The organism is Stenotrophomonas sp. YJH_SMC_81, from assembly GCF_059370875.1.
Genome location: NZ_JCAFUB010000003.1, coordinates 267,707 through 281,388 on the forward strand (window position 1 = coordinate 267,707; position 13,682 = coordinate 281,388).

At 67.4% G+C, this 13,682-nt stretch carries 10 protein-coding genes; 9 read left to right on the forward strand and 1 reads right to left on the reverse strand.

Features of this window, described 5'->3' with window-relative positions; translation table 11 throughout:
• The first annotated feature begins 2 nt into the window (after positions 1-2).
• Together greA and AC5P8U_RS07730 are read left to right on the forward strand one after the other, a co-directional pair.
• Positions 3-467, forward strand: a complete 465-nt coding sequence (greA, locus tag AC5P8U_RS07725; protein ID WP_181453298.1) for a transcription elongation factor GreA — start codon at positions 3-5, stop codon at positions 465-467.
• A 4-nt stretch (positions 468-471) separates the two neighbouring features.
• A complete protein-coding gene (locus AC5P8U_RS07730; RefSeq protein WP_088497767.1) occupies positions 472-1,389 on the forward strand; it encodes a phosphoglycerate mutase in 918 nt (305 codons plus the stop codon).
• A 99-nt stretch (positions 1,390-1,488) separates the two neighbouring features.
• On the opposite strand, the gene AC5P8U_RS07735 is transcribed toward AC5P8U_RS07730, so the two are convergent.
• On the reverse strand, positions 1,489-2,529 hold the full coding sequence (locus AC5P8U_RS07735) for a DUF1176 domain-containing protein (RefSeq protein WP_495214037.1): 1,041 nt from the start codon (positions 2,527-2,529) through the stop codon (positions 1,489-1,491).
• Between the two features lie 158 nt (positions 2,530-2,687).
• Between AC5P8U_RS07735 and recJ the strand changes: the two genes are divergently transcribed.
• The 7 genes from recJ to AC5P8U_RS07770 all read left to right on the forward strand — a co-directional run bounded on the left by recJ (position 2,688) and on the right by AC5P8U_RS07770 (position 13,614).
• On the forward strand, positions 2,688-4,445 hold the full coding sequence (gene recJ, locus AC5P8U_RS07740) for a single-stranded-DNA-specific exonuclease RecJ (protein ID WP_227837233.1): 1,758 nt from the start codon (positions 2,688-2,690) through the stop codon (positions 4,443-4,445).
• A 143-nt stretch (positions 4,446-4,588) separates the two neighbouring features.
• Positions 4,589-7,501 carry a DUF2135 domain-containing protein gene (locus tag AC5P8U_RS07745; RefSeq protein WP_495214038.1) on the forward strand — a complete coding sequence of 971 codons (2,913 nt, stop codon included), beginning with the start codon at positions 4,589-4,591 and terminating at the stop codon, positions 7,499-7,501.
• A 78-nt stretch (positions 7,502-7,579) separates the two neighbouring features.
• Positions 7,580-7,828 carry a hypothetical protein gene (locus tag AC5P8U_RS07750; protein WP_172412160.1) on the forward strand — a complete coding sequence of 83 codons (249 nt, stop codon included), beginning with the start codon at positions 7,580-7,582 and terminating at the stop codon, positions 7,826-7,828.
• Positions 7,751-8,876 (forward strand): peptide chain release factor 2 gene (gene prfB / locus AC5P8U_RS07755; RefSeq protein ID WP_111008336.1). Its coding sequence is split into 2 segments (ribosomal slippage): positions 7,751-7,825 and positions 7,827-8,876, totalling 1,125 coding nucleotides; the frame shifts between segments, so codons are not numbered across the junction. The genes AC5P8U_RS07750 and prfB overlap by 78 nt, the downstream gene beginning before the upstream one ends.
• A gap of 159 nt (positions 8,877-9,035) precedes the next feature.
• Positions 9,036-9,818 (forward strand): helix-turn-helix transcriptional regulator, encoded by a 783-nt coding sequence (locus tag AC5P8U_RS07760; protein WP_072168992.1) that lies wholly within the window; start codon positions 9,036-9,038, stop codon positions 9,816-9,818.
• Between the two features lie 706 nt (positions 9,819-10,524).
• Entirely contained in the window at positions 10,525-11,910 is a 1,386-nt protein-coding gene (locus AC5P8U_RS07765) for an NAD-dependent succinate-semialdehyde dehydrogenase (RefSeq protein ID WP_180870789.1), read from the forward strand.
• Between the two features lie 63 nt (positions 11,911-11,973).
• On the forward strand, positions 11,974-13,614 hold the full coding sequence (locus AC5P8U_RS07770; RefSeq protein WP_151354996.1) for an acetolactate synthase large subunit: 1,641 nt from the start codon (positions 11,974-11,976) through the stop codon (positions 13,612-13,614).
• The last annotated feature ends 68 nt before the right edge of the window (positions 13,615-13,682 follow it).

The window sequence follows — 13,682 nt, forward strand, 5'->3', positions numbered from 1 at the left end:
CCATCACGATGAAGGGCGCGCAGAAGCTGCGCGACGAACTGGATCACCTGAAGTCGGTCAAGCGCCCGAAGGTGATCGCGGCCATCGCCGAAGCACGTGAGCATGGCGACCTGAAGGAGAACGCCGAGTACCACGCCGCGCGCGAGGAACAGGGCTTCATCGAAGGCCGCATCAAGCAGCTCGAAGGCGAGCTGTCGCACGCCGAGATCATCGACGTGAGCAAGCTCAATGCCGGCTCCAAGGTGGTGTTCGGTGCCAGCGTGACCCTGGCCGACGTGGAAACCGACGAAGAGAAGAAGTACCAGATCGTTGGTGACCTGGAGGCGGACATCAAGCAGGGCCTGATCGCGATTTCCTCGCCGGTGGCGCGCGCGATGATCGGCAAGCTGGAAGGTGATTCGATCGTGATCGACGCCCCGGCCGGCCAACGCGAGTACGAGATCGTCAGCGTCAGCTACGTGGACTGACCCGGTGGCAACGGCGACCCTGCTGTTGCCGGCACGCAGCCGCTTTGCCGCGGCTGCGCTGCCGGACGATGTGGCACGCGCGCTCGGTCGTGCCACGACGGTGCAGGTCGTCCCGGGCGAGCGCGCGCAGCTGACACGCCATTTCTCGGTTGCCGCGCCGCACTGGCCGGTGGCCGCGTTGACCCGCCAGCGCGACGTCGGCGATGCCGCCGGCGCCAGCTGGCTGCGTGCCGATCCGGCCTGCATGGTGCCGGACATGCACGGCGCGCGGATGATGGCCTACGGCGAAACACTGCGGCCGACGCTGGCCGACAGCCTCGCCCTGCTGCCAGTGCTGCAGCCGCTGTTTGCCGATGCCGGCTTCGTGCTCGACGCACCCGATCCCTCGCGCTGGTACCTGCGCCTGCCGATCGACCTGGCCCTGCCGGACTTCGACAGTCCGGAAGAGGTGCTCGGGGATGACCTGTTCTCGCACCTGCCGGAAGGCGAGGGCGGCCGCCGCTGGCGGGCGCTGATGACCGAGGCGCAGGTACTGCTGCACAACCATTCCTGGAACCAGCAGCGCGCCGCGCAAGGACAACAGCCGATCAATTCGCTGTGGTTCTGGGGCGGTGGCGTGATGCCGGTATCGGTCAGCACGCCGCACGCACAGGTGCGCAGCCGCGATGCCCTGCTGCAGGGCCTGGCCCTGGCGGCCGGTGTGGCCGTGGATGGCGAACAAGCGGTGGATGCACTCGTTGATCTGCGCCAGCTGCGTTCGCTGCAGCAGCTCGGCAACGATGCGATCCGGCCGCTGCTGGCCGCGCTCAAGCGTGGCGAACTGCAGCGGCTGGTACTGGACTTCGAGGATGGCCTGCAGTTCCAGCTGGACCGTGGCCAGCGCTGGCAGTTCTGGAAGAAGCCGCGCCAGCTTCACGACTGACCGGGGTCGGATCCGTTCTCCATCGGAAAACGGCTCTGACCCCCCAGGGTTTGTCGGGGTTGCCGGCCAGCGGCCGGCACTACCGCAGATAGCGGCGCCTCAACGGACCTCGCTCACCACCGTTGGCAGCGTCCAGTGCCCGCCCGCGACGCCCCGGCACTGCCCGGTGGTGAAATCGCTGCTCTTGACGAAGCGCTCGCCGTCCCACACCCAGTCATTGGCAGAGATGCAATCGCCAACGCCGCGGCCTCGGAAACGGCCTCGCAATGTAGCATCGTCGCGCTCAAAATCTTCTGCGAGGTCGGTGACAAAGGTCGCCTGGTATGGTGATTTGTCTCGCACCACCCAGTAGCCGTTGCTCATGTTGTAGGGCCCCACGAAGCAGCTGGTGCTTGCCAGCACATGCTGGGCGTCCAGTCGCTGGATCTCGATCTCATCTGTCCCGCCATCGCTCAGGCGGCCGCACTCATCCGGCTTCGGTAGGCTGGCGATCAGTGCCTTGCGCAGGCCCGGTGCGATCGCCAGTGCCGCGTCGGAGGCGCGCGGTGCCACCAGCGTGCCGCGCATGATCACTGGCACCGGCAACGCCGCAGGCACGCTCGCTTCAGCCTTGTCGCCACGCCGCACCAGCGCACCGGGCGTGCCCAGCCGGCCTTGGGCCTCGTCCATCTTCAGCAGTACGGCCGCTGCACCGCTGTCGGAGATCGGCCACGCCTTGGCCTTGCCGTCGATAATCTCGATGCGTGCCTGGCGCGGCAGTGCGGCGACCAGTGCATCGGTCTGTGCCTGCTGCAACAACACTGTGTCCCCGTCGCCGGTGTCGCGCACCGGGCCCAGGTCCTTGCCGTTCAGGTGCAGGCGCAGCGCCCCGGTCGGCGTCGGGCTTTCGCCATCCTCGCCATTGCGCAGCCGCGCGAGCACCTTCGTACCCGGGCCGCCGGCGCGCTCCAGCATCAGGCTGAGCAGGTTGCCCGCAGCTTGCGGGCTGTAGCCAGCCGCGCGGCAGGTGCGGGTGTTGTCACAGGCCAGCGACCAGTCGTTGTGTTCGAATTCGACCCCGGGCCTGGGTTCAGGCGTCGCGGAGTGAGCGGCGGGGGCCACGGCGAGTGCCATCAGCGCGGTCAGCAGGATGCGGGTCATGGATGGAAGTCCGTTCCAGGGCAGGCAAGCATGGAAGATGCGGTCGTGAAATCCAAATGCTGCTGGCCGAAGAGCCAAGGGGCCTCGTCAGCGGCGGCAGCCGACCGGGGGAGCGGTGCACGTTATGATGTGCGGGTCTTTTGTAACCGGCGATGCCGATGTCCCTTGCCGCCGATGCTGCGCAGCCGCCCTCTGATATACCGCTGATCCGCCGCCGCGATGCGGTCGTGCCCGGCAGCTGGCCAGAGGGCACGCTGCCATTGCTGGCGCGACTCTATGCCAGCCGCGGTGCGGGTACACCAGAGCTGGCGCTGCCGAAACTGGGCAGCCTCCACGCGCCCGAGCTGCTGACCGGTATCGATGATGCAGTGGGCCTGCTGATCGGAGCCATCGCCAACGACAAGCGCATCCTGGTGGTTGGCGATTTCGACTGCGATGGCGCCACCGCCTGTGCGGTCGGCGTGCGTGGCCTGCGCATGCTCGGCGCGCAACACGTCTTCCACGCGGTACCGAACCGCATGGTGCATGGCTATGGCCTGTCGCCGTCGCTGGTGGAGGAGCTGGCCGCGCTGCAGCCGGACCTGCTGGTGACCGTCGACCACGGCATCGCCTGCCATGCGGGCGTGACCGCGGCCAAGGCGCGCGGCTGGCAGGTGCTGGTCACCGACCATCACCTGCCCGGGCCGCAGTTGCCGCCGGCCGATGTCATCGTCGATCCCAATCTCGACGGTGATGCCTTCCCCAGCAAGTCACTGGCCGGCGTCGGCGTGATCTTCTACGTGCTGATGGCGCTGCGCCGGCAGATGCGCGAGGCCGGTGTCTTTGCCGATGGCAAGGGGCCAGACCTCACCACGCTGCTGGATCTGGTGGCGGTGGGCACCGTTGCGGACCTAGTAGCGCTGGACCCGAACAACCGTGCGCTGGTCAGCGCAGGCTTGCGCCGTCTGCGCGCAGGGCAGGGCTGTGTCGGCCTGCGTGCCCTGATCGAAGCCAGCGGCCGTGATGCCGCGCGGCTCACTGCCACCGACATCGGCTTCGCACTCGGCCCGCGCCTGAATGCCGCAGGCCGGCTGGAAGACATGGCGCTGGGCATCGCGCTGCTGTTGACCGAAGACCCGCGCCAGGCGCGCGAGATCGCGCAGACGCTGGAGCAGATCAACTCAGACCGCCGCGCGGTGCAGCAGTCGATGACCGATGACGCCGAGCAGGCATTGACCCGGGTAGTGCTGGACATGGCCGGTCAGCGACCGGTGGCCGCCTGCCTGTTTGATGCCGACTGGCATCCCGGTGTGGTCGGCCTGGTCGCTTCGAAGATGAAGGATCGCCTGCATCGCCCGGTGATCGCCTTCGCCCCGGCCGAACCCGGCGCCGATACCCTGCGCGGGTCTGCGCGCTCGATTCCCGGGCTGCACATCCGTGACGCCCTGGCGCTGGTCGATGCGCGCCATCCGGGCCTGATCGAACGCTTCGGCGGCCACGCCATGGCGGCTGGGCTCAGCCTGCGGCGTGACCACGTTGATGACTTCAAGGCCGCCTTCGTCGCGGTGGTGCTGGAGATGCTCGATCCGGCGGCACTGCAGCAGCAGGTGCTAAGTGACGGCGAGCTGGCGGCGGACGAGCTGGACCATCGCCACGCCGATGCGTTGCGCCTGGCCGGCCCGTGGGGCCAGGGTTTCCCCGAGCCCCTGTTCGACGGCCACTTTGAAGTAGCCAACTGGCGCGTTTTGAAGGAGCGTCACCTGAAGCTGGAACTGCGCCTGCCCGGCGTACCCGGCACCATCAACGCCATCCATTTCGGCGGCTGGCACGGCAACGCGCCGAGTCGCCACGTGCATCTCGCCTATCGGCTCGCCTGCGACGACTATCGCGGCGGCAGCGCCATCCAGCTGATCGTCGAGCACTGCCTGCCCGCCTGAGAAAAAGGGGACGGAGGGGATTAAGTCGCTTGTGCCTTGTTTGCCAGTTGCGACTTAATCCCCTCCGTCCCCTTTTTTGGTCTCCCAACCCCGTTACGGCTGCTGGTGCGTTCAACGATCCACGATCCCACTGGAGTCCGGTCATGGTCTTCGCCCGTTGCTGCACCGTGTTGTTGCTGGCCCTTGCGGCCTGGCCCGCTGGCGCACAGTCGCCGCCGATCTCCCGGCCGCAGGCCGCCACCCCGCTGCTGATCGCGCCGGCGGCTGAGCAGGCGGTCCAACTGCAACACGCCCGCATCGAGGGCGAGATCCAGGCCGGCATCGCCCAGACCCGGATCACCCTGGAATTCCACAACCCGAACCGGCGCGTGCTGGAGGGCGAGCTGCAGTTCCCGCTGGCCGAGGGCCAGCAGATCAGCGGCTTCGCGCTGGATATCAACGGCGAGATGCGTGACGCGGTGCCGGTGCCGAAGGACCGCGGCCGCCAGGTGTTCGAGGAGATTGCCCGCCGCGGCGTTGACCCGGGCCTGCTGGAACAGACCGCCGGCAATCAGTTCCGGCTGCGCATCTACCCGCTGCCGGCCGGTGGTAGCCGGCGCGTGCAGCTGGTGATCCGCGAGCCATTGGCCTTCGCCGGCCAAGGCTGGCAGTGGACGCTGCCGCTGCAGTTTGCCGCCGGTGCAGCCTCGGTTGAACTGAAACTGCAGGCACCTGGCACGACCACCGCAGGTACGGCGCCATTCCGCATCAGCGCGGGCCAGCTGCAGTGGCAGGGCGAGGGGGCGCAGCTGCCGAAGCAGCTGCAGTGGGATCTGCCGGCGACCCGCCAGGCACAGGTGCAGGTGGCGCCCTGGCAGGATGGCCACTATCTACTGGCGCAGCTGCCGGTGGCGGCCAGCAGCACGCCGCGCAGACTGCCGAGCGAAATCGGCCTGCTGTGGGACGGCTCCGGTTCGGCGGGACAGCGCGAACGCACGCGCGAGTTCGCCCTGCTGGATCGCTATTTCGCCGCGCTGGGTGACGGCACCGTGGCCTTGACCGTGCTGCGCGATCGCGCCGAGCCGGTGCGTCGCTTCCGCATCCGCGCCGGCAACTGGAGTGAACTGCGCGCAGCCCTGCAGGCCGTGCGCCCGGACGGTGCCAGCGCGCTGGCACAGTGGCAGCCGCAGCCGGGCGTGAAGGAATACCTGCTGGTCAGCGATGGCCTGCTGACCTATGGGCCGGAACAGCTGCCGGCGATGGCACCCGATCAGCGCCTGTTTGCGGTCAGCAGTGCCGGTGCGCGCACCGATGCCGTGCGACTGCGTGGTTGGAGTGAGGCGCATGGCGGTCGCTTCGTCGCGCTGGGCAAGGATGTCGATGCGGCGGCGCACGCGTTGCTGGCATCGCCGATGGATGTGCAGGTCGATGCGGGACGCGGCGTGCAGGATGTAGTGATCGATCGCCGCAGTGAAACCGACGGCTGGCTGTGGCTGCACGCACGACTGGCAGCCGACGGTGTGCCGATGCGGGTGCGCGTGGGCGACGGCGAGTGGGAAGCGCTGCCAGCGACGCAGAAGAGCAAGGACGGTGAACTGCTGGCCGGTTTGTGGGCGCAGGCGCGCATGCAGCAACTGGCCGTCGACCGCCGTGGCAACCGCGAGGCGATGCAGCGGCTGTCGCAGCAGTTTGGCCTAATCGGCCCGGACACCTCGCTGATCGTGCTGGAGACGCTGGAGGACTACCTGCGCTATGCGATCCGCCCTTCGGGCACGCTGCGCGCGGACTACGATGCGCGGTTCGCACGGCAGGTGACAGACCGCGCCGCTGCTGATCGCGAGCGTCTGGACCAGGTGGCCGCCCGCTGGAAGGAGCGCCAGCAGTGGTGGAACCGCAGCTGGCCGAAGGGTGCGCCGCCGCGGGCCAGGGAAGCAGCGCTGGACGTTGCTTCGGCCGACTATCCTGCCGAGTCAGCGCCGATGGCGATGCTCGTCGCACCGGCGCCCGCGGCACCGCCCGCGCCTGCACCGATGGCCGCGGCGGCAGAACAGCGCATGCAGGCCAGCAGCGCACGCGCGCGTCGTCCGGCGCCCGCGTCGGAGAATGCACTGGATTCGATTGTGGTCACCGGCGGCTCGGTCGATGCCGCTGCAGCCGCCAACGATGGCCAGCTCGGCATCCAGCTGGCGGCCTGGCAGCCGGACTCGGCCGTCGCCCGGCGCCTGCGCCAGGGGCCGCCATCGCAGCTTTATGACCGCTATCTGGCCGAGCGCGATGCCCACGCCGACAGCAGCGCCTTCTTCCTCGATGTGGCCGACCTGCTGCTGGAGCAGGGCCAGCGCGAGCTGGCACTGCGGGTGCTGTCGAACCTGGCCGAAATGGATCTGGACAACCGCCACCTGCTGCGCGTGCTCGGTTACCGACTGATGCAGGCCGATGCTCCCGCACTGGCGGTGCCGGTGTTCGAGCAGGTGCTGGCGATGGGCCAGGAAGAACCGCAGAGCTTCCGCGACCTGGGCTTGGCGCTGGCAGCGGCCGGCAAGCCACAGCAGGCACTGGCGCCGCTGTACCAGGTGGTGGTGCGGCCGTGGGACAGCCGCTTCGATGGCATCGCCCTGATCGCGCTGGATGAGCTGACCAACCTGGTGGCCGGCAGCACGCCCCGGCTGGATACCACCGGCATCGACCCGCGCCTGTTGCAGGCGATGCCGCTGGACCTGCGCGTGGTGCTGTCGTGGGACGCCGACAACAGCGACATGGACCTGTGGGTGACCGACCCGAACGGCGAGCGCGCCTACTACGGCAACCGGATGACCTACCAGGGCGGGCAGATGTCGCAGGACTTCACCGGCGGCTATGGCCCCGAGCAGTTCTCGCTGCGCAACGCCAAGCCGGGCAAGTACAAGGTGGAGGCGAACTACTTTGGCAGCCGCCAACAGCTGGTGACCGGTGCGACAACCCTGATGCTGCGGCTGACCACCCACTGGGGCACGCCGAAGCAGAAGGATCAGATGGTGACGATGCGGCTGAAGGACCGTGCTGAGACCGTGCTGGTGGGTGAGTTCGAGGTGAAGTAGTCAACTGCCCCAAGTGGCCGTCCGAGGGTGGGCCAAGGAAGACCCTCGTCGACGCCGCTCTGGGCAAGGAGGTCCTGTGTGGGGTCGGCCGCGGCCCGGCCGGCTCCCCGCGCCAAGGCGGGCATCGCCTGCCTGAATGCAGCGCCAGTGCATCATGCTGGAGCCCCGGCGCAGGCCCAGGCCCTCATTCCGGGCATCCCCGGCCTGCGGTATCATTACCAGTCATCTTTTGAATGCATAACCGCCGACATGATCGAACTGAATCCTGTCCGCCAGCGCATCACCGATCTGACCGATCGCGTGCTGTCGCTTCGGGGGTATCTTTGACTACGACGCCAAGAAAGAGCGTCTTGAAGAAGTAACGCGGGAGCTGGAAAGCCCCGACGTCTGGAACAACGCCGAGTACGCCCAGAACCTGGGCCGCGAGCGTTCCAGCCTGGAAAAGACCGTGGGCGGCATCGCCTCGGTGCTCGATGGCCTGAACGACGCCACTGAACTGCTGGAGCTGGCCGAGTCCGAGCAGGACGAGGAGACCGCACTGGCGGTGGTCGCCGACCTCGACAAGCACCAGGCGCACGTGGAGAAGCTGGAGTTCCAGCGCATGTTCTCCGGCGAGATGGACAATGCGGCCGCGTTCGTCGACATCCAGGCCGGTGCCGGTGGCACCGAAGCCCAGGACTGGGCCGAGATCCTGCTGCGCATGTACCTGCGCTGGTGCGAGTCGCGCGGCTGGAAGACCGAACTGATGGAAGTCTCCGGTGGCGACGTCGCCGGCATCAAGTCGGCCACGCTGCGCGTGGAAGGCGACTATGCCTACGGCTGGCTGAAGACCGAGACCGGCGTCCACCGCCTGGTGCGCAAGTCGCCGTTCGACTCGGACAACCGCCGCCACACCAGCTTCACCTCGGTGTTCGTGTCGCCGGAAATCGATGACAACATCGACATCACCATCAACCCGGCCGACCTGCGTACCGACGTGTACCGTTCGTCCGGTGCCGGTGGTCAGCACGTGAACAAGACCGAGTCGGCGGTGCGTATCACCCACATCCCGACCAACATCGTTGTGGCCTGCCAGACCGGCCGCAGCCAGCACCAGAACCGCGACAACGCGATGAAGATGCTGGCCGCCAAGCTGTATGAACTGGAGATCCAGAAGCGCAACGCCGAGAAGGACGCGGTGGAAGCCACCAAGTCCGACATTGGCTGGGGCAGCCAGATCCGCAACTACGTGCTGGACCAGAGCCGTATCAAGGACCTGCGTACCGGCATCGAGCGTTCAGATACGCAGAAGGTGCTGGACGGCGACCTGGACGAGTTCGTCGAGGCCAGCCTGAAGGCCGGTTTGGCCGTGGGCTCCAAGCGCGCCGATGCCTGATCGACGCGCCTGCGCGTATTTCGTCACCCTCGTGCGCAACGCCGAGGGTGGCTGATCACGCTTCCGGTAGAGCCGAGCCCATGCTCGGCTGCTGTTGGCGCAGTAGCAGACGCGTCGAGCATGGCTCAACGCTACAACTACAAAGGGTAGGACGGGCCGATGATGCGCAGCGAAAGTGAACGCAAGGAACTCGGCGGCTTCCTCAAGGCCTGCCGCGCCCGTGTCGACCCTGCCACGCTCGGCCTCCCGGCCGGGCGCCGGCGCACCCCGGGCCTGAAGCGCGAGGAAGTGGCGCTGGCGATCGGGGTCAGCGTCAGCTGGTATACCTGGATCGAACAGGGCCGTGAAGTGCGCGCCTCGCCCGAAGTGCTTGAGCGCCTGGCACAGGTGCTGCGCATGAGTGACGACGAACGCGCCTACGCGTTCGCGCTGTCCGGCTACGGCGTGCCGCTGGAATCGCCGGACGAGAGCGTGACCGATGGCCTGCGCCAGCTGGTGGAGGCGATGCAGCCGATCCCGGCCTACGTACGCAATACCCGCTTCGACATCCTGGCCTGGAACCCGGCCATCGCCGATCTTTTCGTGGACTACAGCCAGCTGGCGCCGCATGAGCGCAACACGCTGCGGCTGATGTTCCTGTACCCGCCGTACCGCACGCTGATCCTCAACTGGGAAGAAATGACCCGCGGGCTGCTGGCGGGCTTCCGCGCGGCGATGGCGCAGGCCCCGGACAAGGCCCCGTTCCTGGCGCTGGTGGAAGACATCGCCGCGCACAGCGAAGAGTTTCGCCAATGGTGGCCGGAGCACGACGTGCGTCGGTTCGATGAAGGTGCGAAGAAGCTCAACCATCCCACGCGGGGGTTGCTGGACCTGCAGTACGTGGCGCTGGTGCCGGAGAGCCGGCACGACCTGTCCCTGGTGACCTACCTGCCGCGAGGGTAGGGGTTTACGGCAGGGCTTGCAGCCCTGCACCTGCTCAACGCAACGGCCAGAGCCAGAGCTGGATTCCGTGGTTTGGCGGGGCGGTGTCGGGGTGCGGGGACGCCGCAAGTACGTCCGTGTAGGCTTGGCAGCCGCATCCATGCGGCTGACACCCCGCACTCCGACACCGCCCCGCCTTCGACAGGTTCACGCGGCTGTTGGCAACTGCGGCTTTGTTCCGCGCGGCTGTTGGTAGGTGCCGACCTTGGTCGACACGATTTTTCTCTCAGATATCGAATGAGTCATCCACGCATGGCGTGGATCTACTGTGTCGACCAAGGTCGACACCCACCAACAGCAACGCAGAGCGCCGTCCCGACAGATCGCAGAACTCTGTCGAAGGTGGGGTGGGTCCGGTTGCGGGGGCGTGAGCCGCATGGATGCGGCGACCGAGCTTACATGGATGTACTTGCAGCGTCCCCCTCAACCGGACCCACCCCGCCAACCCACGGAATGCCAGCTTCTGCCGTTGCCGTTGCCGTTGCCGTTGCCTCGGCTTGGCTTGAAGCCTCTGCGGGTGCAGGGCGCAGCCCTGCCGATAACCCCATTCACACAGGTAAGTGCAGGTCACAGGATAAGCAGACGCCTTGTTGCCTCCGCCAATCGGGTCCACATTCCTGTGCAGAAGACGGGCCGCTGCCCGTTGCCGAGACAACAGGAGCCCTGCATGTCCGCTGCCCCCACCACCGCCATTTCCCGCGATCCGGCCACCGGCCAGCAGATCGCCAGCCATCCCTTCGCCACCGATGCCGAGCTGGAAACAATCCTCGATCGCGGCCAGGTCGGCTTTGCGGCCTGGAGCGTCAAGAGCCTCGAACAGCGCGCAGACGTACTGCGTGCGATGGCCGCCGTACTGCGGCGTGACCGCGAAAAGCTGGCCGCGCTGGCTACCGCCGAGATGGGCAAGGTACAGGCCGAATCGCTGGCCGAGATCGAGAAGTGTGCCGTGCTGTGCGACTGGTACGCTGACCACGGCGCGCAGTTCCTGCGCGACGAACCGACCCAGGTGCCCGACGACAAGGCCTACGTGTCCTACCTGCCGCTGGGCGTGGTGCTGGGCATCATGCCGTGGAACTTCCCGTACTGGCAGGTGATGCGTGCGGCGGTGCCGATCCTGATGGGCGGCAACGGCTTCCTGCTGAAGCCGGCCGAGAACATCGTCGGTACCGCGCAGCTGCTCGACGCGGCCTGGCGCGATGCCGGCCTGCCGGAAGGCACCTTCATCGCCGCCAACATCAGCCGCGAGGGCACCAGCCGCGCGATCGCCGATGATCGCATCGCCGCAGTGACCCTGACCGGCAGCGTGGCCGCAGGCCGCAGCATCGCCGCCCAGGCCGGGCAGGCGCTGAAGAAGGTGGTGCTGGAGCTGGGGGGCTCGGATCCGTTCATCGTGCTGGCCGACGCCGATCTGGACGCCGCCGTTGATGCGGCGGTAGCCTCGCGCTTCCAGAACACCGGGCAGGTCTGCATCGCCGGAAAGCGCATCATCGTCGAGGACGCGGTCTATGATCGTTTCGTGGCGCAGTTCTGCCAGAAGGTACAGGCACTGACCATCGGCGATGGCCGCGACCCGGCCAACCGTATCGGCCCGATGGCGCGCCAGGACCTGCTGGAGCAGCTCGATGCGCAGGTACGGGCTTCGGTGGAGGCCGGTGCGCGGCTGCTGGTTGGCGGCCACCCGCTGGATCGCCCGGGAGCCTTCTATGCACCCACCGTGCTGGCCGACGTGGAGCCAGGCATGCAGGCCTTCGATACCGAGACCTTCGGGCCGGTGGCCTCGATCAGTCGCGCCCGCGACGCCGACCATGCGGTGGAACTGGCCAACCAGAGCGAATTCGGCCTGAGCGGCAACCTGTGGACCGGCGACCGCGCGCGGGCCATGCAGCTGGCGCGCCGGCTGCAGACCGGCGGCGTGTTCGTCAACGGCTTCTCCGCTTCAGACCCGCGCGTGCCGATCGGCGGCGTAAAAAAGAGCGGCTTCGGTCGTGAGCTCTCGCACTTCGGCATCCGCGAATTCGTCAACGCGCAGACGGTGTGGTTCGACAAGCGTTGACGCGCAGCTTCCCTCCTTCCTGCAACGATCCACCATCAGTCCAGCGAAAAGGACGGCATTCCAATGTCCAAGGGTTCAGATCTGCTTGTCGCCGCGCTTGAGAACGAAGGCGTCGAGCGCATCTTCGGTATCCCCGGCGAGGAAAACCTCGACGTGGTCGAGTCGCTTCGTCATTCCAGCATCGAGCTGGTCATCACCCGCCACGAGCAGGCAGCGGTGTTCATGGCCGCCACCTATGGCCGCCTGACCGGCAAGCCCGGCGTGTGCCTGGCCACGCTCGGTCCGGGCGCGCTCAACTTCACCACCGGCGCCGCCTATGCGCTGCTCGGTGCGTGGCCGGTGATCATGATCACTGGCCAGAAGGGCATCGTCGCCAGCAAGCAGGCGCGCTTCCAGATCGTCGACATCGTCGGCACGATGAAGCCGTTGACCAAGCAGGCACGGCAGATCGTCTCGGCGCGCACGATCCCGACCATCGTCCGCGAGGCGTTCCGTGTCGCCCAGGAAGAGCGGCCGGGCCCAGTGCTGCTGGAGCTGCCCGAAGACATCGCCGCCGATGAGGTCGAAGGCGTGGCGCTGGTTCCGCCGCACGCGGTGGATCGTTCCATCGCCAGTCCGGAAGCGTTGGATCGGGCGGCAGAGACCATCCGCAGTGCAAAGCGACCGCTGCTGATGATCGCTTCGGCGGCGTCGCGGCCGCAGTCCAGCGAGGCGCTGTCGGCGTTCGTGCTGCGCGCCGGCATTCCGTTCTTCACCACGCAGATGGGCAAGGGCGCGGTGGCCGGCGGCTCGGGCCTGTACATGGGCACCGCAGCGCTCACCGAGCGCGATTACGTGCACATGGCGATCGACCAGGCCGACGTGATCGTGACCATCGGCCACGAGGTCACCGAGAAGCCGCCGTTCGTGATGCGCCCGGGCGGGCCGACCGTGATCCATATCGGCTACTCGCAGGCGGCGGTGGAACAGGTGTACTTCCCGCAGGTGGAGGTGATCGGCGACATCGGCCGTTCGCTGACCCAGCTGGCCGACCGCATCGAAGGCGCGGTGCCGAATGCCGCCGCGCTGCTGCCGCTGCGCGCGACCATCCTCGAGCATCTGGCCGACCGTGCCGAGGAGGCCCGTTTTACCCCGCAGCGGCTGGTGCACGACGTGCGCCAGGTGATGCCGCCGGACGGCATCGTGGCGCTGGACAACGGCATGTACAAGATCTGGTTCGCTCGCAACTACCGTACCCAGGTGGCCAACACATTGCTGCTGGATAACGCGCTGGCGACCATGGGCGCGGGCCTGCCATCGGCGATCATGGCCTCGATCCTGTTTCCACAGCGCCGGGTGCTGGCGGTGTGTGGCGATGGTGGTTTCATGATGAACAGCCAGGAGCTGGAGACGGCGCGCCGGCTGGGGCTCAACCTGGTGGTGCTGATCCTCAACGACGGCGCCTACGGCATGATCCGCTGGAAGCAGGCGGTGGATGGCTTCACCGACTACGGCATGACTTTCAGCAACCCGGATTTCGTGAAGTACGCCGAGGCCTATGGCTGCAAGGGGCATGAGGTGACCGCCATCGAGCAGTTCATCCCGACCCTGCAGGCGGCATTCAACGAGGGCGGGGTGCACCTGGTGTCCGTACCGGTCGACTACTCGGAGAACCAGCGGGTGCTGGTGGACGAGCTGCGGCAGGCGTTCCCCGGGAACGCGTAGGCGCCGATCCGCTGATGGGGTCAGATCCCTTTGCAGCGCAAAGGGATCTGACCCCTCTCCAGGCCGGG

Coding starts and splice junctions, on each gene's coding strand:
- AC5P8U_RS07735 (WP_495214037.1), bottom strand. CDS start 2,529: ATGACCCGCATCCTGCTGACCGCGCTGATGGCACTCGCCGTGGCCCCC.
- recJ (WP_227837233.1), top strand. CDS start 2,688: ATGTCCCTTGCCGCCGATGCTGCGCAGCCGCCCTCTGATATACCGCTG.
- AC5P8U_RS07745 (WP_495214038.1), top strand. CDS start 4,589: ATGGTCTTCGCCCGTTGCTGCACCGTGTTGTTGCTGGCCCTTGCGGCC.
- AC5P8U_RS07760 (WP_072168992.1), top strand. CDS start 9,036: ATGATGCGCAGCGAAAGTGAACGCAAGGAACTCGGCGGCTTCCTCAAG.
- AC5P8U_RS07765 (WP_180870789.1), top strand. CDS start 10,525: ATGTCCGCTGCCCCCACCACCGCCATTTCCCGCGATCCGGCCACCGGC.
- AC5P8U_RS07770 (WP_151354996.1), top strand. CDS start 11,974: ATGTCCAAGGGTTCAGATCTGCTTGTCGCCGCGCTTGAGAACGAAGGC.